Genomic DNA, 22,812 nt, shown 5'->3' on the forward strand with positions numbered 1-22,812 from the left:
CCCGGGAGGAACCATGTGTGACACCGTCGTGGCGACGCCCCAGGTGACGGCGGGGGGCGTCATGCTGTTCGGCAAGAACAGCGACCGCCAGCGCAACGAGGCGCACGTCCTCCAGATCGTCGAGGGCGGCGAGCATGGTCCGGGCGAGACCGTCGCCTGCACCTATGTGTCGGTCCCGCAGTCGCGGCGCACGCACAGGACGCTGTTCTGCCGGCCGTTCTGGACCTGGGGTCCGGAGATGGGCCTCAACGTCCACGGCGTGGCGATCGGGAACGAGGCCGTCTACACGCGCGGGCCGCCCCCGGAGGCGCCGGCGCTGATCGGCATGGACCTGGCGGGCCTCGCGCTGCAGCGGGCGCAGAGCGCGGCCGAGGCGGTCGAGGTGATCTGCGCCCTGCTGGCGGAGCACGGCCAGGGCGGCGACTGCGGCCACCTGGCGCCGGCCTTCTATCACAACAGCTACATCGTCGCCGATCCGCAGGAGGCCTTCGTGCTCGAGACGGTGGGTCGCGAGTGGCTGGTCGAGCGGGCGACGGGCGCCCGGACGATCTCGAACATCTATTCGATCGCGCGACCGGACCGGCGGAGCGACGGGCTCGACGGCGTGATCGCGGACGCGGGCTGGCCGGATCCGGCCGCGCGGGGCTACGCCGAGGCGCTGGCGGACCCCGAGCGCGAGCACCTGGGACAGGCGCGCCTGCGCCAGGCGCAGTCGGCGGGCCGGCTCGCGGCCGACGCGCCGTCGATCGGCCTCGGCGCGGTGATGGCCGCCCTGCGCACGCACGGAGATGAAGGCGCCGCGGAATGGAGTCCCGCCACGGCGCCGACACGCTCTGTCTGCATGCACGCCGCGGGCGATGATCGCGGCGGCCAGACCACCGGCTCCATGGCGGCCGAACTGCGAGCGGAGGCCCCGCCCCTCGCCTGGGTGACCGGCACGGCCGCGCCATGCCTTTCGGTCTTCAAGCCCGCCTTCGTCGACCTGCCGCTGCCCCAGCATGGTCCGCCCGCAGGCGACCGCGAGGACCTCTCGACGCTGTGGTGGCGGCACGAGCGACTGCACCGCGCGGTCATCCGCGGCGACTACCAGGCCGCGCTGATGCACATCGCGCCAGAGCGCGACGCGCTCGAGGAAGACATCCGCCGCAGGATCACCGCGGTGCGCGACGCGGACGCCGCCACACGGACGCGGACCGTCGCCGACTGCTGGCAGGCGGCCGAGTCGGCGGAAGCGGCCTGGCAGGCCAGGCTGGCGGGCGCAGCCCTCGGAGCGACGCCGTCGGACTTCGTGCAGACCTGGGCCCGCTTTGACCGCCTCGCAGGCATCGACGCCTGACGCAAGCGTTTCGGGCATGGACCGGCGCGGCGCTCTGGGGCAGTCATAGGTTGCGGACCGGGCCAAGGTGACCCCGGCGGGGCGCATGGAGGGGGTGGCGTTGGCGGCAGCGGACCGCGCGGCAGGAGCGATCGCGCCTTTCCGCGCCCTCGCCGCCCCACGCAACGGGCTGGTCGTCCTGGCGCTCGCCATCATCTCGAGCCTGTGCCTGCTGTGCGCGCCGATCTTCGTGGCCTCCCTGGACGGCTCGGCGCCGCGCCCGGTGGACGGCGCCGTCGACTTCTCTGGGCATGGCCCCCTCAGCGCGCCGGTCGAACTGGGGGGCGAGTGGCGCCTCACGTGGCTCAGCGGCCCACCGGGTCCGCCGGCCGGGACCGTGCGGCCGATCGAGGTCCCGAGCCTCTGGACCGCCGGCGACAGCGGCCTGCCGATGCACGGCGCCGTGAGCTACAGCCTGCGGCTCACCGGCGTGAAGCCCGGGCGCTACATCCTCTACGTACCCACGATCTACACCGCCTCGCGGGTGAGCGTGAACGGCCGCGTCCTCTCGCAGGAAGGCGTGCCCGGTCTCACGCGGGCGACCACCGCCCCGGTCATCCGCGCCCACGACGTCGCCATCGACGCCGACGGCGGACCGCTGGACATCCGGATCGACATTTCCGGCTTCCACGAGCGCGACACCGGCCTGGAGGCGGCGCCGGTGTTCGGCGCCGCCCAGCAGATGACGCGATGGATCGCCATGGACTGGCTGCGCAGCATGCTGCTGCTCAGCTCGTGCCTGCTGCTGGCCTGCTACGGGCTGGTCATCTTCGTGTTCCGCCGCAAGGAACTGGGCTGGCTATGGTTCGGCGTCGCCTGCGTGACCGTGATGCCGGTCCTGGCGATGTTCAGCCACGACAACCTGCTGCTCCTGCTGGCGCCGTCGATGCCGCTGCTGGCGATGCGCGCGCTGGAATACCTGACCGTCGTGGTCTCGCTGACGGCGATGGTGATCTACACGAGCCACCTGTTCCCGCAGGAGAGCCCGCGGCTGGCGCTCCGGGCGATGATCGCGGTCCTGGTCGCCGACTTCGCGGCCCTGGTGATCGGCGCCGCCTATGGCGGTCTGCTGGGCCTGTCGTTCGTCGCCTACTACTCGCTCTGGGTGCGGATCGCCGTGATGGCCTACGTCCTGGCCCTGGTGATCACCGCGACCGTGCGCGGGCGCGAGGGCGCGGCCGTCTACCTGCTGGGCATGGTCGTGTTCTTCGCGACCCTGATCTTCACCGACCTGATGGCGAACGGCTTCATTCCCCAGGCGGGCGCAGGGCTCGACCTCATGCCGCTCGGCATGTTCGTCATGCTGCTCAGCCACCTGGTGATCATGGCCCAGCGGTGGGACGGGGCGATCGAATCCGCCGAGCTGAACAGCCGCGAGCTGCGCCAGCTCCTGGACGTGAACATCGCCATCGCGAGCGAGATCGAGCTCGAGCCGCTCCTTCGCCGGGTCGTTCAGGCCACCTCGCAGATCCTGCAGGCCGACCGGGCCTCCCTGTTCCTCTACGACGAGCGCTCGCACGAGCTCTGGTCCATGGTGGCCGAAGGTCTGGAGAGCCGCGAGATCCGCTTCGCCGCCAGCGCCGGGCTCGCCGGCGACTGCTTCACCAGGGGCGTCATCGAGACGGTCACCGACCCCTACGCCGATCCCCGCTTCAACGCCGCTGTGGACCGGGCCACCGGCTACCGCACCAGGACGGTCATCTCGGCGCCCATCATCACGCGGGACGGGCGCAAGCTGGGCGTCATGCAGGCCGTGAACCGGCTGGACGGCGCGGTGTTCGACGAGGCCGACGCCGCGCGCATCGGGGCCTTCGCGGCCCAGGCGGCGGTGGCGATCGAGAACGCCACCCTGTTCGGCGAGGTGGCGTCGGAGCGGAACTACAACGACAGCATCCTGCGTTCGATGTCGACCGGCGTGGTGACGTTGAACCGCGACGCGCAGATCGTGAAGCTGAACGCCGCCGCCTGCCGCATCCTGGGGGTCGATCCGGACGCCGAGCTGCCCGAGGGCCTGAACCTGAAGGTGGCGGAGCATAATCCCTGGCTCCTGGCCGAGCTGGCCGCGGTCGCCTCGAGCAGCCAGCCGAAGACGCTGCTCGACGCCGACCTGAAGACGCTGCGGGGCGACGCGATCTCGGCCAACATCTCGATCGTGCCCCTGGTCGCCGGGGGCGAGCGGGTGGGCCTGCTGATCCTGGTGGAGGACATCACCGAAGGAAAGCGGCTGCAGGGGGCCATGCGCCGCTTCATGACGCAGGAGGTGGTGGACCAGATCATGGGCCGCGACGACGCCCTGCTGTTCGGCGCCGCCTGCCAGGCCAGCGTGCTGTTCGCCGACATCCGCGGGTTCACCAGCCTCGCCGAGCACCTGGGCCCGCGCGACACGGTGGACATGCTCAACGAGATCTTCACCGAGCTCTTCGAGGCGGTGGCGGCCAACGGCGGCGTGCTCGACAAGTACATCGGCGACGCGATCATGGCGGTCTATGGCGCGCCGCTGAGCTCGGACCGCGATCCCCAGAACGCCGTCGACAGCGCCGTCGCGATGACCGGCATGATCAGCGAGATCAACGAACGCCGCCGCGGCCGCGGCCTGCCGCCGGTGCGCCTCGGGGTCGGCATCGCCACCGGCCAGGTCGTCGCCGGCACCATCGGCTCGCCCAAGCGCATGGACTACACCGTCATCGGGGACAGCGTGAACCTGGCCTCCCGGCTCGAGGGGGTGACAAAGGCCTATGGCGTCGGCGTCATCGTCTGCGAGGACACGGCGGCCGCCGTGGAGGGCCACGTCCTGCGCGAGCTGGACGCGCTGAAGGTCCGCGGCCGGCGGCGTCCGGCCCGCATATTCCAGGTGCTGACCCAGGACGCGCCTGTGCCGCAGGCGACCCTGGACGCTTACGCCCGCGGCCGAAGCGCTCTGGCCGCCGCGCAGTACGACGAGGCCGTGACGGCCTTCGAGGCGGCGCTTGCGGCGGCGCCCCAGGACGGCCCCTCGCGCCTCATGCTGGAGCGCGCGCAGACGCTGCGGCGCTCGCCGCCGCCGGCGGGCTGGGACGGGGTGTGGGACGCCTCGGGCGCCTGAGCCGGCGTCCTTGCGAAGCCGCACCGGGAACCCCCGCCGTCGCCAACGCTTGGCTATGTGGACGAGGCAGGGACAGCGCATGGCGCTTCGGCAAGGCAGAGGGAACGGTAGGGCCCCGGATGCGGCGGCCAGCCTGCGCGTGGACCTCGCCACCCTGTCGGTCGCCCAGCTGCGGGCCCTGCTCGCCAGCAGCGAGGCGACGGGCCGCCGGCAACTGGCCGACCACGTCTCGCGCGCGCTGGACGCACGCCTCGCCGGAGGCCCCGGGCGCGTGGGCGGCGCCGAGGCCGCAGCGCCGCTTCGCCAAGGCAGGGCGCGGGTTTACGCCTGGAGCGCCGCCGTGCTGGCCGCCCTTGGGCTGGCGGCGGGCGGGGCGTACCTGTCGCTCAACCCCCCGGGCGCCGAACCCCGCCGCGACGCCGCGACGCCGCCGCGCATCGCCATCCTGCAGACCGCGCCGCCGGCCGTCGTGGAGGATGCTCCGGCCGGACGAGACGAGCGCCCGGCGGTGGCGGCGCGGGCGCCGCGGACCGCACCCGCAACACCCGAGGTGACGTCGCTGGCCCGGGCGGCGGTCCCGGCCGACGCGGCGGCCCGCGACAGCCGGGGACCCTATCTGCCCCCTGCCGCCCCGGCGCCAGGCCAGCCGCCGGCCGGGCCCTCGTCGGTCGACAATGGCCCTGGACGCGGAGCGGTGATCGTCGCGTCGGGCGGGATGCCGGTGATTCCGGCGGACTGCCGCGGCCTGCACGGCAGCCAGCGCATCGCCTGCGAAGACCGCGAGCGGTCCCGCTCACAGGGCGGCGAGCCCGCGACGAGCGCGGCCCGGTTGAACCTCGCGCTCTCCCCCCAGCGGCCGCCGGCGGCGCGCCAGCGCGCGCCCGGCCCCTAGGTTCGCCTTCAGCCCCCGCTCTGCGCCTTCCCGCCGGGCGCCGCGACGATCATCCTGACCAGAGCCTCGGTGACCTTGGGCTCCAGCCCCTCGGTGTGGCCCTTGTCCATGCGGACCACGTCGGCCACCACGCGTCCGTCGCGGCACTTCGGATAGGCGTAGACCTCGCTGGTCCCCGGCCGCGCCTTCATGCCCCAGACCTTGTAGCCGGCGCGGGCGTAGTCCCAGACATAGCCGGGCCGCTCGTCCACGATGTCCTTCTGGCGCACCCGCGGCGCGCAACCGAACCTCTCGGCCAGGGGCGACGTCGGCGGCAGGTTCTCGATCTCGTACTGGCCCACGGCGAAGATGTGGCTGAAGTCGCAGGCCGGCGGCGCGCTGGCCGGCATGGCGCCGCGCGGCCGCGGGGCCGGGGGCGACCCGTCGGCCCGGGGCGGCCCGAAGGCGGCGACGAAGGGCGCCTGGCCCACGCGCCCGCCGGACAGCGACAGCCAGCCGTCCACCTTGCCCTTGAAGTAGTCGGTGCAGACGATGCGGCTGGACGTGAAGCCGCCCTGGCTATGTCCCGCCAGCCACATGGCCCGGATGTTCTGGCGGCCGAAGGCGCCGAAGACGAAGTCCGTGATGTTCTGCAGGTGGGCGTCGTCCGCGGCCGCATCCCACCGGCGCACGCCGGGCCCCGAGCCCATGGAGGCCATGGTGGCCGCGGTCGGGGTCGCCACGACCAGGCGGTGCTTCTGCACGTAGTCCGACGCCGGGAAGTAGTGGCGCTGCCAGTTCCCGACGGATCCCGCCCCGTGGAGGTTGAGGATGAAGGTGACCTTCTCGTTCGGCTTCAGGTCGCAGGGATAGTCCAGCCAGAACTTGCGCCCCGTCTTGGCGTCCGTGGCGTTTCCCAGGTCGGCCAGCGCCGGGACGCAGGCCTCGCCGTCGCAGCGCACGGGCTGGGGCGTGGTGCACGCCACCCCGCCCACATCGCGGGCCAGAGCCGGCCCCGCCGTCAGCGCCGTCGTGAACACCAGTCCGGCCAGCGCCGGGAGCTTCCGAACCATCAGCGTCCTCCATACCCTTTTTTCGATACCTACCACGGCCAGTGGCGGCGGGCGAGCGCGTCGCCGCGGCGGACCTCGACGGACCGGCGCCGGCGGGCGTAGCGTCTGGGCAAAGCGGGGGCGAGGCATGACGGACATCTGGCAGTGGTCGGCGGCGGAGACGGCCGCGGCGGTCCGCGAGCGACGCGTCTCGGCCGTCGAGGTCACGGAGGCGGCGATCGCCCGCATGCGCGCCGCCAACCCGGCGATCAACGCGGTGGTCGTCGACCTTTCGGATCAGGCCCTCGCCGCGGCCAAGGCGGCCGACGCGGCGCAAGCGGCGGGCGATCCGCCGGGGCCCCTGCACGGGGTGCCGGTCACCATCAAGATCAACATCGACGTCGAGGGCCAGGCCAACTCCAACGGCGTGCCCGGGCTGGCCGGCGTTATTGCGCCGGGCGATTCTCCGGTGACCGCGAACCTCCGCAAGGCCGGCGCGATCGTGATCGGCCAGACGAACACGCCCGAGTTCTCGCTGCGGGCCTTCACCGACAACCCGCTGCATGGCCAGACGCTGAATCCGTGGGACCCGGCGATCACCTGCGGCGGCTCCTCCGGCGGCGCCGGGGCGTCGATCGCGGCGGGGATCGGCGCCGTCGCCCACGGCAACGACATCGGCGGCTCGCTGCGGTGGCCGGCGGCGGTGAACGGCGTCTGCACGATCAAGCCGACGCTGGGGCGGGTGCCGGCCTTCAACCCGAGCGCCACGGCCGAGCGGCCGCCGATGGCGCAGCTGATGAGCGTGCAGGGCCCGATCTGCCGCGAGGTGGCCGACGTGCGCCTGGCGCTGGCGGCCATGAGCCGGCGCGACCCGCGCGATCCCTGGTGGGTCCCCGCCCCGCTCGAGGGTCCGCCGGTCGCCCGGCGGGTGGCCAAGGCAAAAATGCCGGACGACCTCGACTGCGACGCCCGCGTGCTCGCGCTCGTGGACCGCGCCGCCGATCACCTGGCGGACGGCGGCTACGAGGTGGTCGAGGTCGAGGTCCCGGACATCTCGGGCACGTGGAAGCTGTGGTGCGACCTGATCTCCACCGAGATCGAGACCCTTCAGGCCGCCCAGATGCGCGAGCTGGGCAGCGCGCCGTTCATCGGGGCGCTCGAGGGCATCACCCACATGGCCACGATCCTGGACGGGCCGGGCTACATGCGCGCGGTGGCGCACCGGGCGAAGGTGCTGCGCGACTGGCTCGCCTTCCTGGAGGAATTCCCGGTGATCCTCGCCCCCGTGACGGTGCGCCCGACCCCGGCGTTCGACGCCGACCTCAAGGGCGACGCGGCGGTGCGCCAGATCTTCTGGAACGATCTGCGCTTCGTGGGCGCGATCAGCGTCCTGGGCCTGCCGGTGGCGGTCACGCCGGCAGGCCTGCTCGACGGCCATCCCGTGGGCGTCCAGCTGATCGGCTCGCGCTACCGGGAAGACGTCTGCCTCGATGCGGCTGCGGCCATCGAGGCGAAGGTGGGCGTCTTGGCCAGGTCGCTCTGGGCGCGGTGACCTTGCTCTCCCGCGGCGCGCCGGACACGAGGTGCGCCGGGAAAGGAAGGGCTAGACTGACCCAACGTCCGGGGCGGATTCTTCCCCCTGAACGGCTATCGGCCGACCGCATCGCGAGGAACAGACCATGGGTGAAGCCTACATCATCGACTCCGTCCGCACGCCGCGCGGCATCGGCAAGGTCGGCAAGGGCGCGCTCGCCGACTTCCACCCGCAGCACCTGGGCGCCGCGGTCCTGAAGGCCCTGGCCGAGCGCAACGACCTGAAGACCGAGGAAGTCGACGACATCATCTGGGGCTGCTCATCCCAGCGCGGCAAGCAGGGCGGCGACATGGGCCGGATGGCCGCGCTCGACGCCGGCTACAACATCCGCGCCTCGGGCGTGACGCTGGACCGCTACTGCGGCTCGGGCATCACCGCGGTGAACCTGGCCGCCGCGCAGGTCATGTCCGGCATGGAAGACCTGGTCATCGCCGGCGGCTGCGAGATGATGAGCTACACGGCCTCGTCCGCCCCGCCGCGCAACCCCGAGGACGGCCCGCCGCTGATGGACTCGGGCAACCTGCGCCTTCGCGCGAAGCACCCGCAGAGCCACCAGGGCGTCTGCGGCGACGCCATCGCCACCATGGAAGGCATCACCCGCGAGGCGCTGGACGAGCTTGCGCTGGTCAGCCAGCAGCGCGCCGCCAAGGCGATCGCCGAAGGCGCGTTCAACCGCGCCCTGGTGCCGGTCTACCGCGAAGACGGTTCGCTGGCCCTGGACCACGAGGAGTTCCCGCGGCCGCAGACGACCCTCGAGGGCCTCGCGAGCCTGAAGCCCTCGTTCGAGGCGATGGCCAACGTGCCCCTCGACGACAAGGGCACCACCTTCGCCGGCCTCATCAACCAGAAGTACCCCGACCTGAAGATCAAGCACTTCCACCACGCCGGGAACTCCTCGGGCGTCGTGGACGGCTCGGGCGCGGTGCTGATCGCCTCGGAGGCCTACGCCCGCAAGAACGGCCTGAAGCCCCGCGCCCGCGTGGTGGCGATGGCCAACGTCGGCGACTGCCCGACCCTGATGCTGAACGCCCCGGTGCCGGCGGCCCGCAAGGTGCTGCAGAAGGCCGGGCTCACGGTCGACGACATCGACCTGTGGGAGATCAACGAGGCCTTCGCCGTCGTCGCCGAGAAGTTCATCCGCGACCTGAAGCTGGACCGCGAGAAGGTGAACGTGAACGGCGGCGCGATGGCGCTGGGCCACCCGATCGGCGCCACGGGTTCGATGCTGATCGGCACCATCGTCGACGAACTCGAGCGTCGCGACCTCAAGCGCGGCCTGGTCACCATGTGCGCCGCGGGCGGCATGGCGCCGGCGATCATCGTCGAGCGGGTCTGAGCATGACGCTGAGCCGCCAGCGCCGGTTCGTCACGCCGGGTCCCGACGAGACGGTCGAGCAGCTGGCGGCGCGCGCGCTCCCGGACGAGCCGCTGGAGTCCGCGGTCGACCGGATCAAGAGCTGGAACCTGCACGTCTTCGCGATGCGCCGCCCGCCCGGGCTGATGCTGGGATCGGACGTCATCTTCGTGGAGCCGCCGATCGGCCATGGATGAGGCCGTCATCGTCGGGGCCGACATCGTCGCCGGCCACGACGGCTCGGCCGAGCTTGTCGTCCGCCTCCTGCATCCGGACGGCTCGGAGCATCCGGTGCTCCTCGACGAGGACACCGGCCTGAAACTGATGGAGGCCTGCGGGGCGTCCAGCCTCGAGGATCTCTACGGACAGTCCTGGCGGCTGATCATGCCGCAGGGCTAGCGGAGGAACGCGATGTTCGACGTGATCGTGAAGGACGGCCTGGTCGTCGACGGCTCGGGCGCGCCCGGCTTCCGGGGCGACGTGGCGATCAAGGACGGCCGCATCGCCGCCGTCGGCAAGGTCGACGGCGAGGCCCGCACGGTGGTGGACGCCGCCGGCCGCGTCGTGGCGCCTGGCTTCATCGACCCGCACACCCACTTCGACGTCCAGCTCCTCTGGGACGGCGCCGCGAAGCCGGCGCTGGAACACGGGATCACGTGCGTGGTCCCCGGCAACTGCTCGCTCTCGCTCGCGCCGCTGAAGGCCTCCGACCGCCGCGCGGTGGTGGGCATGTTCCAGCAGATCGAGGAGATGCCCCCCGAGGCCTTCACCACCGCCTTCGAGTGGACCTGGGAAGACTTCGCGGGCTATCGCGCCGCCATCGAGAAGAACCTGTCGATCAACGTGGCGCCGCTCGTGGGCCACAGCGTGATCCGGCTCTGGGTCATGGGCCCGGCCTCCCAGGAGCGCGCCGCGACGCCCGAAGAGATCGCGGCCATGCAGGACCTGCTGCGTCAGTGCCTGGACGCGGGCGCCGTGGGCCTGTCCACCAGCTTCGTCGACCTCGACGAGCACGGCCGCCCGGTGCCCAGCCGCTTCGCCCAGTTCGAGGAGCTGGACGCGCTCGCCGCGGTGCTGGGCGAGTACGGCCGGATGCTGCAGGTGGTGCCCGAGTTCTACGCCACCGACATCACCATCGCGCGCATCGACCAGCTCGCCGAGCTGAGCCTGAAGCACAACATCCCGACCACCTTCTCGCCGCTGTTCGACACCCTGGCGGTGCCCGACAACGCCGAGCGCGCCATCGCCCGCGTCGAGGAGCAGTTCGCCCGCGGCGCGCGCGTCTGGCCGCAGATGCAGACCCGGCCGATCGACATCTCGTTCAGCCTTCTGCGCCCCAGCCTGTTCTTCGCCCGCCTCCCCCGCTGGGTGCGGATCCTGCGCCAGCCGCTCGAGCAGCGCCTGGCCGCCCTGCGCGATCCCGAGACGGTGGAGAAGATGATCGCCGACTGCGGCCCCGACGGCGGGGAGGCCATGATGGGCCGGCTCGTCGCTCGCGGCGGTGATGCGTGCCCGGCGGACCTCGCCGGCAAGACCCTCTCCGAGATCGCCAAGGCCCGCGGCCAGGTCCCGGCCCGCGCCCTGATCGATCTGAGCCTCGAGAACGGCCTCGACGTGGCGTTCCTGTCGGCCAGCCAGGGCCACCAGTCGACCGACCGGATCGGACCGATGCTCGCCAACCCTCTGGTGCATATCGGCGCCAGCGACGGCGGGGCGCACCTGGCTTCGTTCTCCACCTACGGCGACACGGGCTACCTGTTCTCGGAGTTCGTCCGGAAGGCGGGCGCCATGAGCCTGGAGAAGGCGGTCGCCAAGATCACCGGCGAGACCGCCGACATCTGGGGCCTGAAGGACCGTGGCCGGCTGCGGCCGGGCCTCGCCGCCGACGTGGTCGTCTTCGACGCCGACACTATCGACCGCTGCGAGGAAGAACCCGCCTTCGACATGCCGGGCGACGGCATGCGTTACGTCCGGGCCGCCCGGGGGATCGACACCGTCCTGGTGAATGGCGAGGTGGCGTATCGGAGCGGCGCCTACACGGACTCCCGCTCAGGCGTCGTCTGCGTGTGAAGTAGGCCGGATCGCTGAGGGGCCGCCTTTACTGTCCTTTCCGGGGTCCGGGCCGCTCATTGATTAATGAGACGTTAACGTAAATCCAAATTTTCTGTATTCATCCGAGCCTAACGCCGTTCTTTTGCCCGATTTTCTGATATAGTCGGGAACGGTCTGACGTGACTGTCTGTTTCGTCGTCCTGGGCGGTGCAGAAGGCCGCTGCCTTGCTGGCTGCAACAAGCTTCACTGCAGAGAACGAGTGCGTCATGTTCTCCATCGCCCAAACGCCAGATCCGCGAATGGCCCGCGAACTCTCGAAGGCGCAGGCCCGGCTCGCCGTCCAGGAACGCGAGATCCAGGAACTGAACCACCGCGTCGCCAACAGCCTGCAACTGGCGGCCGACATGCTGGTGTTCGAACAGCTTCGCTCCCGCGACCCGCATGCCCAGGCCGCACTGGAGGCCAGCCGGGCCCGCCTCGTGGCCGTCGGCGAGTTGCATCGCTACCTGCACGAACATGGCGGCAAGGCCTCGGTCGACCTCGCGCCGTTCCTGGCCGGGCTCGGCGAGGCGATCGCCCGTTCCACGGGCCTCTCCTGCACGACCCGGGGCGACAACGCGGCGGTGACGGGCGACATGGCTCAGCAGCTGGGCATCGCCGCGAACGAATTCGCCATCAACGCCGCGAAGCACGCCTATCACGGCCGGCCCGGCGGCAAGCTGACCATCACGGCCCGGCGCGAGGGCCATGAGGTGGTGCTGACCGTGGCGGATGAGGGCGAAGGCCTCCCCGTGGGCCGCGCCGGCCAGGGCGGGCTCGGCATGTCGATCGTCGCCGCCATCGTCCGGGACCTGAAGGGAACCTTGAGCGCGCAGAGCCGGGACGGCGCGATCTTCACGATCCGGGCGCCCATCGCAACGGCTGCTCCGCGGGTCGACCGCTCGTTCCAGGCCTGGTCCGAGGACTGACGTCCCGGGCTGTCGCTGCTCAGAGCGTGCGGCCCACCCGCGCGTGGGCGTCGCGCACCACGCTCGGCGCCGAAGCCGCCCGGGCCATCGCGCCCAGCACGCCCCGGGCCAGCGCCAGCTTCGTCGGCGACGTCGCAAGGCCCAGTTTCGCACGGATGTCCGCCGGCGTGAGGTCGATGGCCGCTTCGACCACGAGGGGCTGCAGCGCCCGGCCGACCAGCCCCAGGGGCGAGGTGGTGGCGACGATCCGGAGGAACTCGTGCACGATGGGATGCGGGACCAGCCGCGGCCGCATCCGGTCGAAGAGAGCCTCGACGTCGGCCTCGCTCGTCGGCGGCTGGGGCGCGCCGAACATCCGGCCCAGCCGTGCGCCCTCGGCATAGTAGCGATCGCGGGCGGCCGCCCCGAGCGGCGCGACGTAGCGGTCGAAGGCGTTCAGGAACCCCCAGCCGGCGGTGACGTGGACCCAGGTCATCAGCTCCGGATCCAGCGCCGTATAGGCCTGCCCCTCGGGCGTGACGCCGGAGACGCGCTCGTGCATGCGCGTCACCATCGCGACCCGCGCCTCGGCCGCCCGCGTCGGACCGTAGGTGGTCACGAGGGTCGCCTCGCCGGTCCGCTGCATGCGCGCGAGCGGGTCGGTCCTGAAGATCGAGTGTTCCCAGACGCCGGTCCGCACGCGGGGTTCGGCCAGTTCCAGGATCACCGCGGCCACGCCGCCGACCGCCAGGGCGATCGGATTGGCGTGCACGCGCCAGGCCATGCTGCCGGGTCCGAAGAGCCCCGGATCGCCGGCGGGCGACCGGTAGTCCGTCCGGCCCGCCCCCAGCAGCTTCGCCGCAGGCCGCTCCAGGAGGCCGGCGAAGGCGTTCACGACGTCAGGAGTCCAGGTCCACGGCCGCTTCCGGGTACTTGGCGGCGAGGCGCTGCGACGCCGCTTCCAGCAGCTGGATCGCCTCGTCGACCTCGTGGCGCTGCTGCTCGAGCTGGGCCACCCGGCGCTTGTGGATCTTCAGCGCTTCGGCGTCCTGGGCGGCCAGGCCGTCCTCGTCGTACGCGTCCAGGATGTCCCGGATCTCGGCGATCGAGAACCCGACGCGGCGGCCGCGCATGATGAGCTGCAGGCGCGCCCGGTCCTTGTAGGAATAGACCCGCGCGGAATCCCGGCGCGTGGGCGACAGCAGACCCTGCTCCTCGTAGAACCGCAGCGCCCGCGGCGTCGCGCCGAACTCGCGGCAGAGCTGGGTGATCGAGTAGGTCCGGTAGGGCGGTCGCCGCAGGTTGAGCAGCATCGACACTTTTTCCTCCTCCTTCACAGCCCGAGCACCAGCCGGGCGATGATGTCGCGTTGGATCTCGTTGGAGCCGCCGTAGATCGAGGCGGCCCGGTTGTTCAGGTAGCGTGGCATCGCGATCAGGCCTTCCTCCGGGCCGACAGGCGCGATGTTGGAGCCGGCGGCGCGCGCCTGCGGCTGATCCACGGCGGCATAGAGGCCGAGCGCGGCGACCGAGATCTCGTCGATGCGCTGCATGGTCTCGGTGCCGTTGATCTTCAGCATCGACGAGGCCGGGCCCGGGTTCTTTCCGCCGGCGAGTTCCGACAGCACCCGCCGCTCGGAAATGTCGATCGCCGTCACGGTGATCTCGGCCTCGGCCATGCGGCGGCGGTGCCACCGTTCGTCGCCGTGAGCCGCGGTCGCGATGCCCTGCGCGCGTTCCAGGCCCACCTGCAGACCCGGCGCGGAACCCCCGCCCCGCTCGAACTCCAAGAGGTACTTGGCCACGGTCCAGCCCTGGTTCTCCTCGCCGATGCGGTTGGCCTTGGGCACGCGGACGTTGTCGAAGAAGACCTGGTTCACCTCGTGCTCGCCGGCCAGGGTGATGATCGGCTTCACCTCGATGCCCGGCGAGTTCATCTCCAGCAGCAGGAAGGTGATGCCCTGCTGCGGCTTGCCTTCGGTGCTGGTGCGGACCAGGCAGAACATGCGGTTGGCGTGATGGGCGTGGGTCGTCCAGATCTTCGAGCCGGAGAGAACGTAGTCATCTCCGTCACTTATGGCGCGAAGCTGCAGTGACGCGAGATCCGAGCCCGAGCCGGGTTCGGAGTAGCCCTGGCACCAGTAGTCCTCGCCGGAGAGGATGCGCGGCAGGTAGTAGGCCTTCTGCTCGGGCGTGCCGTAGCCCATGATCACGGGGCCGACCATCTTCAGGCCCATGGGCGAGAGGCTGGGCGTGCCGGCGCGGGCGCATTCGGCGGCGAAGATCGCCCGCTGCACCTCGTTCCACCCCGGACCGCCGTATGCCTTGGGCCACGACGGCGCGACCCAGCCGCGGGTGTGCAGGATGCGCTGCCAGGGCAGGCTGTGCCGGGGCTCGCAGAACACCGACGTCAGTCGCCGGCCAGCCTCGCGCAGCTCGGGCGTGAGGTTCTCGTCGAGGAAGGTCCGGACCTCGTCCCGGAAGGCGAGGTCCTCGGCGCTGAGCTCAAGATCCATGGCCGCGCACATTGCTCGGCCCGCGATGGTAAAACAAGTTCTGGAAATCGTTGTCGTTGCGGCAAGCCGCCCGAAAAGACGGGGAAAATCGCCGCAGATCGGGGGATCGCGGCGTCTCGCCCCATCGTCGCCGCAGATGGCGGGCGTAAGCTCGCTCCGTGGGAGATTCGTAGAAGGACGGGAGCCGCCATGCGCCCCGGACTGCGCCGCGCGGGTCTGGCAGGACTCGCCGCGCTGATGCTTGCCGGCGCCTCGGGCGCAGCGGGAACCGCTGCGCCCACGCCGACCCGTGCGCCCACGGCCAGGGAAGCCGCCGAATGGCGCTCGCTGGTGGCGGGCGCCGAGGCCGCACGCGCGGCCGGGGACTGGAAGCGTGTCGAGACCCTCACCCGCCGGCGCGCCGCCATCGAGGAGCGCACGTACGGCCCCGAAGCCGCGGTGACCGCGGCGTCCTGGTCGTGGATCGCCCAGGCGCTGTCCCGCCGCGGCCGCGACGCCGAGGCGGAACCCTTCTACCGCAAGGCCCTGGAGGCCTCGCGCAAGGCCTTGGGCGAGCGGGACCCGCAGACGCTGCTGGCGGTCTCAAACCTGGCGGCCGTGCTGGAGCGCCAGGGCCGCTTCGACGCGGCCGAGCCGCTTCGGCGCAGCCTGCTCTCGTCGACCCAGGCCGTGTTCGGCGCGCGCAGCGCGGAGGCGGCCGCCGCCTCGGTGGCGCTGGGGGACGTGCTCCGCGCCGCGTTGAAGCCCGCCCAGGCTGAGCCGCTCTATCGCGCCGCGGTGGACATCGACGGCCGGCTGTTCGGCGACAAGGATCCGAGGCTGGCGCAGGACCTCGGCGCGCTTGCCGCGGCGCTCGACGACCTCGGCCGCCACGTGGAAGCCGAGCCCCTGCACCGGCGCGCGCTCGCCCTGCGCCGCGCCGCGTTCGGCGAGCGCGACGCGGCGACCGCCCAGGCCTACGCGCGGGTGGCGGCCAACCTCGACGCGCAGGGCCGTCACGCCGAGGCCGAGCCCCTCTATCGGATGGCGCTGGCCACCGACCGGGACGTGCGCGGGCCGACCCATCCGGCGACCGCGTCGGACACGGCCGACTTGGGGGCCAACCTCGCCGCTCAGGGACGCCACGGCGAGGCCGAGCCCCTCCTCCGCAAGGCGCTGAACCTTCGTCGCCGCGCGCTGGGCGAAAGCCGCCTCGACACCGGGCTCAGCTACGCCGCCCTGGCCCAGACCCTGGCCGCGCGAGGTCAGCCGCGGGAGGCGGAGAAGCTGCACCGCCGGGCGCTGGCGATCGTGCTGGCGGCGCGCGGCGAACGTCATCCGGCGGCGGCCGACGCCTACGCCGGTCTGGGCGCGGCGCTGACCGCACAAGGGCGCCACGACGCGGCCTCTCCGTTCCTCGACAAGGCGCTGCAGCTCCGCCGCGCCGTGCTGGGGGAATCCCATCCGGCGACGGCGAAGGCCTATGACGCCTTGGCCGAGAACCAGCATCGCCTCGCCGCCAATGGCCGCGCCGAGGTCTTCGCGTCCCAGGCCATGGCGATCGTGCGGGCCCGGCGCAGCGCCGACCTGAGGGCCGCCGGCTCGGACCCGGACGCCGCGATCCGCCGCGCGCGGGCGGACTCCAGTCCGGGGCCCGGCGTGGCCGAGGGCCCCATCTTCCGGCGCTACCTCTCGGTGGCCTGGCTGGCCGGGAAGGAACGTCCGGACGAACTCATGCGGCTGCGCGACGCCGCCTTCACGGCCGCGCAGGACCTCGACGTCTCGCCGGCCGCGCGCGCGCTCGCCCAGACCGCGGCGCGCGCGGCGCTGGGGCCTGGGGCGACCGACGCCCGCGTCCGCCAGGACCTTGCCCACCAGGCGCGGCAGCTGGAGGGCCAGCTCGTCGAGGCCCTGCCGCAGAACGACCCCGCGAAGGCGGCCCGGATCGGGGGCGCGCTGGACGCCGTCGGACGGGAACTCGCGAGCCTCGACGCACGCCTCGCCCGCGGAAATCCGCGCTACGCCGAGGCCGTGGTCCCGCGCGCGCTGACCATCGCGGAGGCCCAGAAGCGGCTGCGGCCCGGCGAAGGGCTGCTCCTGATCGTCCCGACCGGCGCGGACGTCCATGTGTTCGCCGTCTCGCGCGACCAGGCCGCGTGGAACCGGATCGCGGGCGGCAGCGCCGGGCTCGAGCGCCGGCTACGGGCGCTGCGGTGCCAGCTCGACGACGAGTCCTGCGGCCGCACGGCGCCCGACGGCCGCCTCCCCGCCTTCGACGTCCAGATGGCGCACGCCGTCTATCGCGACGTCCTCGCGCCGGTGGAGGGCGCGCTGGACGGCGTGGACAGGCTCTACGTCACCGCCTCGGGGGCGTTCGGCGCGCTGCCGCTGGGGCTCCTGCCGGTGAAGCTGCCGCCGACGGATCGATACGGCGCGGCGCTCGGCGCCGTGGGCTGGCTCTCGGACCGCTACGCGCTGACCACGCTGCCCGCCGTCGCGAGCCTGCGCGTCGGCCCGCCGCCCCGCCGCCCCACCGGTCCGCGCACCGCCTTCGTCGGCTTCGGCGACCCGGTGCTGGACGGGCCCCGTCCGGCCGAGCGCCGGCTTGCCGAGCCGGGCGCGCTGGCGGCCGCCTTCGCGCCCCTGCCCGGGACGGCCGACGAGCTCAGGGCCATGGCCCGGACCCTGGGCGCCCCGGCCGCGAGCCTGCGCCTCGGGCCGCGGGCCACCGAGTCCGCGATCAAGTCGGCGACCGAACTCGCGCACGCCGACGTCATCGCCTTCGCCACCCATGGCCTGCTGTCGCGCCAGGTGAAGGGCGTCGACGAACCGGGCCTCGTGCTGACGCCGCCGGCCCGGGCCACGGCCGGGGACGACGGGGTGCTGACCGCCTCCGAAGCGGCCGCGCTGAACCTCTCCGCCAACTGGGTGATCCTGTCGGCGTGCAACACCGCCGGCGCGGACGGACGGCCCGGGTCCGACAGCCTCTCGGGCCTGGCTCGCGCCTTCCTCTACGCCGGGGCCCGGGCGCTGCTGGTCAGTCACTGGCGCGTGTTCGACGATGCGACCGCCGCCCTCACCGTCCAGACGCTGGCCATCCAGAGGGCCAACCCGCGCCTCACCAAGGCCCAGGCGCTGCAGCGGGCGATGCGCGTCGTGCGGACCGGCAAGCTGCCGAACGGCAAGCCCCTGCCCGGCTGGCGCGCGGAGTGGTCGCATCCGGCCTACTGGGCGCCGTTCGTCCTGATCGCGGCGGGCGACTGAGCGCCGCGAGACCAGCGTCCGGCCGCTCGGTCAGGGGATGGCGCGCCGGTCGTTCACGAAGTCGACGTCGGGGTTCTCGCCGATGAACATCGACAGGCCGTCGGCGAACAGGCCGCGGCCGCCCCAGGGCGGCGCCGGCAGCTGGGGCCGGGGCAGGAACGCGGCCTTCCAGGCGGCGTAGTCGTCGAACCAAAGCTCGGCCACCCGCGGGTACTCCGCCGCACGGCTGACGGCTTCGTAGGTCGCATACCGTTTCAGGCCCGGACGCTTGGCCGCCTCGGGCGCATACGACCCGCGATACCAGGCGTCGCCCTGCTCGGCCGTCACCCCGTCCGGATAGCGGAAGAAGACGATCCAGCGCAGGTACGGCGTCTGCTTCGGCGGCGTGTTGGTGTTGAGGTGCATGTGCTGCGGGTTCACCGGCAGCGACGCGGTCGTCGAGGTGAAGGGCGCGGCGGCCCATCCGCCCGGCGGCGGCGTGAACGCCCCGAGACCCTGGCCGCTGTAGATGTTGTTGGGCCGCGACTCCTGGAAGTCAGCCAGGCTGTCGAAGTGGATCTCGGTCATCCGGCCGTAGAGCAGGCGGTAGGCGGCCCTCGCCTCCTCGGGCGGCAGGTAGCTGCGGAACGAGACGTAGTTGCGCTGCCACGCCTTGAACGCGCGCCGCACTTCCGGCGCATGGAAGGTCATGTACCAGCGGTCGAGGACGAGCTGGTCCACGCCCGGCTTCAGGTCGACGAGGATGTAGTGCTTCATCGCGCCCACGGCCTGGGCAGGCGCGGCCACCGCCGTCGCCAGCCCCACGAGGCTCAGGCCCAGCGCGGCCCGGCGGTCCAGAACGGTCGACATCGGAGCCTCCTTCAAGGCAGGGCGAGCGCCACGAGCCGGTGCGGCTCGCCACGGAAGCCCATGCCGCAGACGATCAGTTGCCGGCCGCCGGCCATGCAGGTCATCGGCGGCCCCAGGGTGTAGCCAGGCAGCGGGATCTCGGCCGCCACGGCGCCGGTGGCCTTGTCGTAGGCCCGCAGCACCTTCTTGCCGAAGCGCGGATCGTGCGGGCCCTCGCCCACGAACAGGAGCGTGCGCGTAACCAGGGGCCCCGCCCGCTGGTTCGACCCGATCCACCCCAGCTTGAACGGGGCGAAGGCCGGGGAGTCGGTGGCGCCGGGGCCGTTCGGGCGGCTCCAGAGGTGCTCCCCGGTGTTGAGATCGATCGCCGTGATGCGGCTGTAGGGCGGCTTGATCAGCGGCAGGCCGCGCGGGCCGGTGACGATGCGCGCGCCCCCGGCGATCTCCTCGGCCTCGTTCGCCCCCGGCTTGCGCGCTCCGCTGGGGTCCAGCGCCATGGCGGCGATCGACGACTGCGAAGGAATGAAGATCACCCCGGTCTCGGGGTCCACCGCCGCGCCGCCCCAGTTGGCGCCCCCGACCCAGGCCGGCCGGGTGATGGTGGGGCGCGTCTCGTAGGGCGTGTAGAGCGGGCCCGCCACGTATTCGGCCAGGATCGCCCGGGCCTCGGCCCTGAGCTCGGGGGTGAAGTCGATCAGGTCGTCCTCGCCGATCCCGTTGGGCTCGAACGGCGCGGGCCGCGTCGGGAAAGGTTGGGTCGGGGACGTGCGCTCGCCCTCGATCCGGCTCTGCGGGACCGGCCGCTCCTCGATGGGCCAGATCGGCTTGCCCGTGGCCCGGTCGAACACGAACAGGAAGCCCTGCTTGGTGGCCTGGGCCACCGCCTTGATCCGCCGCCCGCGCACCGTGACGTCGACGAGGTTCGGCGCGCATGGCAGGTCGTAGTCCCAGACGTCGTGATGCACGAACTGGAAGTGCCAGCGGCGGCGGCCCGTGGCCGCGTCGAGGGCGATCAGGCTGTTGCCGTAGAGATTGTCGCCCGGGCGGCCGCCGCCATAGAAGTTGTTCGTCGGGCAAGAGCCCGGCAGGTAGACCAGCCCCAGCTCGTCATCGGCCGCCATGGGCGCCCAGATGTTGGCGTTGCCGTTGCGCTCGGCCGTCCCGGGCGCCCAGGTTTCATAGCCGGGCTCGCCCTTCCGCGGGATGGTGTGGAAGGTCCACTTCAGCGCGCCGGTGCGGACGTCGAAGCCGCGCACGTCGCCGGGCGGCATCTCGGCCTTGATCTCGCGGTCGTGGATGTACTGGCCCACCACCACCACGTCGCGGCAGATCAGCGGCGGCGAGGTCGTGCCGAACAGGTCGGCTGGATCGGCAGCCGGCGGCCGCTGCAGGCCGATGCGGCCCAGGTCCACCTCGCCGCCGAGGCCGAAGCCCGCCACCTTCTCGCCGGTGGCGGCCGAGAGCGCGATGAGGCGGTTGTCGCCGGTGGCGATCAGGATGCGGCGGTCGGCGCCGTCAGCCCAGTAGGCCACGCCGCGATGCTGGAACCCCTTGCTCGTGAAGCGTCCCCGCCGCCAGGTCTGCGGATCGTGGACCCAGATCGTCCGGCCCGTGGCGGCGTCGATGGCCGCCACCTGGCACATGGCGGTGGACGTGTAGAGGACGCCGTCGACCATGATCGGCGTCGCCTGGAACTCGCCGGGCCGCAGGTTGGGGTTGGCTTTCAGGATCTCCGCGTCGGGCGACCGCCACTCCCAGGCCACCTGCAGGCGCCCCGCGTTGGCGGCGTCGATCTGGTCCAGGGGCGAGTACTTGGTGGCGGCGTTGGTGGCGCCGTAGGCGGGCCATTCCCCCGGCCGCCGGACGGGCGCCGCGGAACGGGCCTCGGCGCCGACCCCGAGCGCCGCCGCGCCGGCGCCCGCCGCCAGCACGCTGCGACGGCTGAGCCGCCCCGCTTCTCCCGCCTTCGCCACGATCCCCTCCGTGCGTCGTGGCCGCACGATAGCGGCCGCAGGACGCCGTCGCGACAAGCGCGGCCATAGCGGCGGGGCATCCCGCGATGCCTCAGGGCGAACATGGTGCGGGCGGCCGGGCTCGAACCGGCACTCCGTTTCCGGAAGCGGATTTTAAGTCCGCTGCGTCTACCTGTTCCGCCACGCCCGCAGCGGTCCCGAGCGGTACGACGATTGGTTCGGCGACGGCAAGCTTGGCCTTGTCCGGCGGCCGGAGGCATGATGCGGCGACTCTAGGCTCGGAGATCCACCATGCGCCGCCTCGCCCTCGCCGCCGCCGCCCTGACCCTCGCCGCCTCGCCGGCCGCGGCCCAGACGGGGCTGGGGGGCCTGTTCGGCTGCGACGCGCCCGGAAGCGCCAACACCGGCGGGGCCGTCATCGGCGGCCTCGTCGGCGCGCTGGCGGGCAGCCAGGTATCGAAGAACGAGCGGGCGCTGGGCGCGGTGATCGGGGCCGGCATCGGCGCGGCGATCGGCAACTCCATCGGCTGCCGCATGGACCGCAAGGCGCGCCAGGACGCCCAGGTGGCCTTCGAGCGCGCGCTGGAGACCGGCCGGCCGCAGACGTGGTCCGACCCGGCTACCGGGGCGCGCGGCGAGATCGTGGTGGTCGGCCGTGGCGAGAGCGCCGGCGGGGGCGGCGGCTACGTGGGGCGCTGGCGGTTCGCCGAGGGCGTCACGCCGGCGGTGCGCACCTCCAGCGCCGGCGGGACCTATGCGGCCAACGGACGGATCAACATGCGCGCGGCGCCGAACGCGCAGGCGGCCATCGTCGACCGGCTGCAGTCGGGCGAGCGCTTCGAGGCGGCGGGGGCCGTGGCCGGCGGCTGGCTGGCCGTCGTGGAGGACGGCCTGATCCAGGGCTACGTCTCGCGTTCGGTGGCCCAGCCGCTCTACGACGGGGCCAGCGGCGACTGCCGGGTGGTGCAGCAGACCGTGACCGAGCGGGGCTATGCGCCGGTGCGCGAGCGCTTCAACGCCTGCCGCGGCGCGAACGGCGCCTGGCAGCTCACGGCGATCTGACGGAACGCAAGCGCCGCGCGTGGGTTCTGCGGACGACCCCACACCCCGAGGCACTCATGTACGTTCTCCCAGCGCTGCCGTACGACCCTGACGCCCTGTCGCCCTTCGTGTCCGCCGACACGCTGCGCACGCACCACGGCAAGCACCACAAGACCTACGTCGACAAGACGAACGACCTGGCGGCCAAGGCCGGGTTGGCGGGCCGTCCGCTGGAGGAGGTGGTGCGCGAGGCGCACCGGCGCGAGGACAAGTCGCTCTTCAACAATGCGGCCCAGGCCTGGAACCACGCCTTCTTCTGGCGCTGCATGCGACCCGCGGGCGGCGGCGGTCCCGAGGGCGAACTGCTGCGCGCGATCGACGAGAGCTTCGACGGGCTGGACGCCCTGAAGGAGGCCTTCGTCACCGAGGGCGCGGGCCACTTCGCCTCCGGCTGGGTCTGGCTCGTCACGGGCCCGCAGGGGCTGAAGGTGATCTCGACCCACGACGCCGACGACACGCTGGTGCGCGATGGGGTGTTCCCTCTCCTGGTCTGCGACCTCTGGGAGCACGCCTACTACCTGGACTACAAGAACGACCGGAAGGGGTTCCTGGAGCGCTGGTTCGACAACGTCGCCAACTGGGCGTTCGCCGCCGAACAGCTCGCCGCCAGCAACGGCGGCGGCGACGGCTTCCGGTATCCGGCCCCGGAGGGCGAGGGCCGGGCCGCGCCGGACAGCAACGAACCGGGCGTCCACCCGACGGTCTGACGGCTTGACCTGGGCGGGGCCGGGCGGCAAGGGCTGGCCCCGCGATGATCCTGACCCTCTCCTGCGACGACCGGCCCGGCATCGTGGCGCGCGTCT

At 72.5% G+C, this 22,812-nt stretch carries 18 protein-coding genes and 1 tRNA gene; 12 read left to right on the plus strand and 7 right to left on the minus strand.

The window, feature by feature from the left end:
* The first annotated feature begins 13 nt into the window (after positions 1-13).
* The 3 genes from JNK30_RS19790 to JNK30_RS19800 all read left to right on the plus strand — a co-directional run bounded on the left by JNK30_RS19790 (position 14) and on the right by JNK30_RS19800 (position 5,349).
* Positions 14-1,336, plus strand: a complete 1,323-nt coding sequence (locus JNK30_RS19790) for a hypothetical protein (RefSeq protein ID WP_293484943.1) — start codon at positions 14-16, stop codon at positions 1,334-1,336.
* A 100-nt stretch (positions 1,337-1,436) separates the two neighbouring features.
* Positions 1,437-4,457 carry an adenylate/guanylate cyclase domain-containing protein gene (locus JNK30_RS19795; protein ID WP_293484945.1) on the plus strand — a complete coding sequence of 1,007 codons (3,021 nt, stop codon included), beginning with the start codon at positions 1,437-1,439 and terminating at the stop codon, positions 4,455-4,457.
* A 139-nt stretch (positions 4,458-4,596) separates the two neighbouring features.
* Positions 4,597-5,349, plus strand: coding sequence for a hypothetical protein (locus tag JNK30_RS19800; protein WP_293484947.1), 753 nt, complete (start codon positions 4,597-4,599; stop codon positions 5,347-5,349).
* A gap of 8 nt (positions 5,350-5,357) precedes the next feature.
* Here the strand turns inward: JNK30_RS19800 and JNK30_RS19805 are convergent, their stop codons facing one another.
* Positions 5,358-6,401: a hypothetical protein gene (locus tag JNK30_RS19805; RefSeq protein WP_293484949.1), complete on the minus strand. Its 1,044-nt coding sequence runs from the start codon at positions 6,399-6,401 to the stop codon at positions 5,358-5,360.
* Between the two features lie 127 nt (positions 6,402-6,528).
* Between JNK30_RS19805 and JNK30_RS19810 the strand changes: the two genes are divergently transcribed.
* The 6 genes from JNK30_RS19810 to JNK30_RS19835 all read left to right on the plus strand — a co-directional run bounded on the left by JNK30_RS19810 (position 6,529) and on the right by JNK30_RS19835 (position 12,349).
* Positions 6,529-7,932 carry an amidase family protein gene (locus JNK30_RS19810; RefSeq protein ID WP_293484951.1) on the plus strand — a complete coding sequence of 468 codons (1,404 nt, stop codon included), beginning with the start codon at positions 6,529-6,531 and terminating at the stop codon, positions 7,930-7,932.
* A 127-nt stretch (positions 7,933-8,059) separates the two neighbouring features.
* On the plus strand, positions 8,060-9,310 hold the full coding sequence (locus JNK30_RS19815) for an acetyl-CoA C-acetyltransferase (RefSeq protein ID WP_293484953.1): 1,251 nt from the start codon (positions 8,060-8,062) through the stop codon (positions 9,308-9,310).
* A gap of 2 nt (positions 9,311-9,312) precedes the next feature.
* Positions 9,313-9,525, plus strand: coding sequence for a hypothetical protein (locus JNK30_RS19820; RefSeq protein ID WP_293484955.1), 213 nt, complete (start codon positions 9,313-9,315; stop codon positions 9,523-9,525).
* On the plus strand, positions 9,518-9,727 hold the full coding sequence (locus JNK30_RS19825; protein WP_293484957.1) for a hypothetical protein: 210 nt from the start codon (positions 9,518-9,520) through the stop codon (positions 9,725-9,727). Before JNK30_RS19820 ends, JNK30_RS19825 begins: the two co-directional genes overlap by 8 nt.
* Before the next feature lie 12 nt (positions 9,728-9,739).
* A complete protein-coding gene (locus JNK30_RS19830; RefSeq protein ID WP_293484959.1) occupies positions 9,740-11,398 on the plus strand; it encodes an amidohydrolase family protein in 1,659 nt (552 codons plus the stop codon).
* 282 nt (positions 11,399-11,680) lie between these two features.
* On the plus strand, positions 11,681-12,349 hold the full coding sequence (locus JNK30_RS19835; protein WP_293484961.1) for a sensor histidine kinase: 669 nt from the start codon (positions 11,681-11,683) through the stop codon (positions 12,347-12,349).
* A 19-nt stretch (positions 12,350-12,368) separates the two neighbouring features.
* On the opposite strand, the gene JNK30_RS19840 is transcribed toward JNK30_RS19835, so the two are convergent.
* The 3 genes from JNK30_RS19840 to JNK30_RS19850 are packed head-to-tail and all read right to left on the minus strand — an operon-like array spanning position 12,369 to position 14,843.
* Positions 12,369-13,223: an oxygenase MpaB family protein gene (locus JNK30_RS19840; RefSeq protein WP_293484963.1), complete on the minus strand. Its 855-nt coding sequence runs from the start codon at positions 13,221-13,223 to the stop codon at positions 12,369-12,371.
* Between the two features lie 4 nt (positions 13,224-13,227).
* A complete protein-coding gene (locus JNK30_RS19845; protein ID WP_293484977.1) occupies positions 13,228-13,641 on the minus strand; it encodes a MerR family DNA-binding transcriptional regulator in 414 nt (137 codons plus the stop codon).
* Between the two features lie 20 nt (positions 13,642-13,661).
* Positions 13,662-14,843 (minus strand): acyl-CoA dehydrogenase family protein, encoded by a 1,182-nt coding sequence (locus tag JNK30_RS19850; RefSeq protein WP_293484965.1) that lies wholly within the window; start codon positions 14,841-14,843, stop codon positions 13,662-13,664.
* Between the two features lie 189 nt (positions 14,844-15,032).
* On the opposite strand from JNK30_RS19850, the gene JNK30_RS19855 reads away from it, so the two are divergent.
* Positions 15,033-18,086, plus strand: a complete 3,054-nt coding sequence (locus JNK30_RS19855; protein WP_293484967.1) for a CHAT domain-containing tetratricopeptide repeat protein — start codon at positions 15,033-15,035, stop codon at positions 18,084-18,086.
* Positions 18,087-18,116: 30 nt separating this feature from the next.
* Here JNK30_RS19855 and JNK30_RS19860 read toward each other — a convergent pair whose 3' ends face one another.
* The 3 genes from JNK30_RS19860 to JNK30_RS19870 all read right to left on the minus strand — a co-directional run bounded on the left by JNK30_RS19860 (position 18,117) and on the right by JNK30_RS19870 (position 21,098).
* The gene (locus JNK30_RS19860) at positions 18,117-18,935 is read right to left on the minus strand and encodes a hypothetical protein (protein WP_293484969.1); all 819 of its coding nucleotides are present in this window, start codon (positions 18,933-18,935) and stop codon (positions 18,117-18,119) included.
* An 11-nt stretch (positions 18,936-18,946) separates the two neighbouring features.
* Positions 18,947-20,908 carry a pyrroloquinoline quinone-dependent dehydrogenase gene (locus JNK30_RS19865; protein WP_293484971.1) on the minus strand — a complete coding sequence of 654 codons (1,962 nt, stop codon included), beginning with the start codon at positions 20,906-20,908 and terminating at the stop codon, positions 18,947-18,949.
* A 103-nt stretch (positions 20,909-21,011) separates the two neighbouring features.
* A tRNA-Leu gene (locus JNK30_RS19870) sits at positions 21,012-21,098 on the minus strand.
* A 101-nt stretch (positions 21,099-21,199) separates the two neighbouring features.
* Between JNK30_RS19870 and JNK30_RS19875 the strand changes: the two genes are divergently transcribed.
* Both JNK30_RS19875 and JNK30_RS19880 read left to right on the plus strand, forming a co-directional pair.
* The gene (locus JNK30_RS19875) at positions 21,200-21,970 is read left to right on the plus strand and encodes an SH3 domain-containing protein (protein ID WP_293484973.1); all 771 of its coding nucleotides are present in this window, start codon (positions 21,200-21,202) and stop codon (positions 21,968-21,970) included.
* A gap of 56 nt (positions 21,971-22,026) precedes the next feature.
* Complete coding sequence (locus tag JNK30_RS19880) at positions 22,027-22,716, plus strand: superoxide dismutase (protein ID WP_293484975.1); 690 nt, start codon at positions 22,027-22,029, stop codon at positions 22,714-22,716.
* Positions 22,717-22,812 lie beyond the last annotated feature (96 nt).

Origin of the sequence: Phenylobacterium sp. (assembly GCF_016793225.1) — a bacterium.
Taxonomy (GTDB): Bacteria; Pseudomonadota; Alphaproteobacteria; order Caulobacterales; family Caulobacteraceae; genus Phenylobacterium.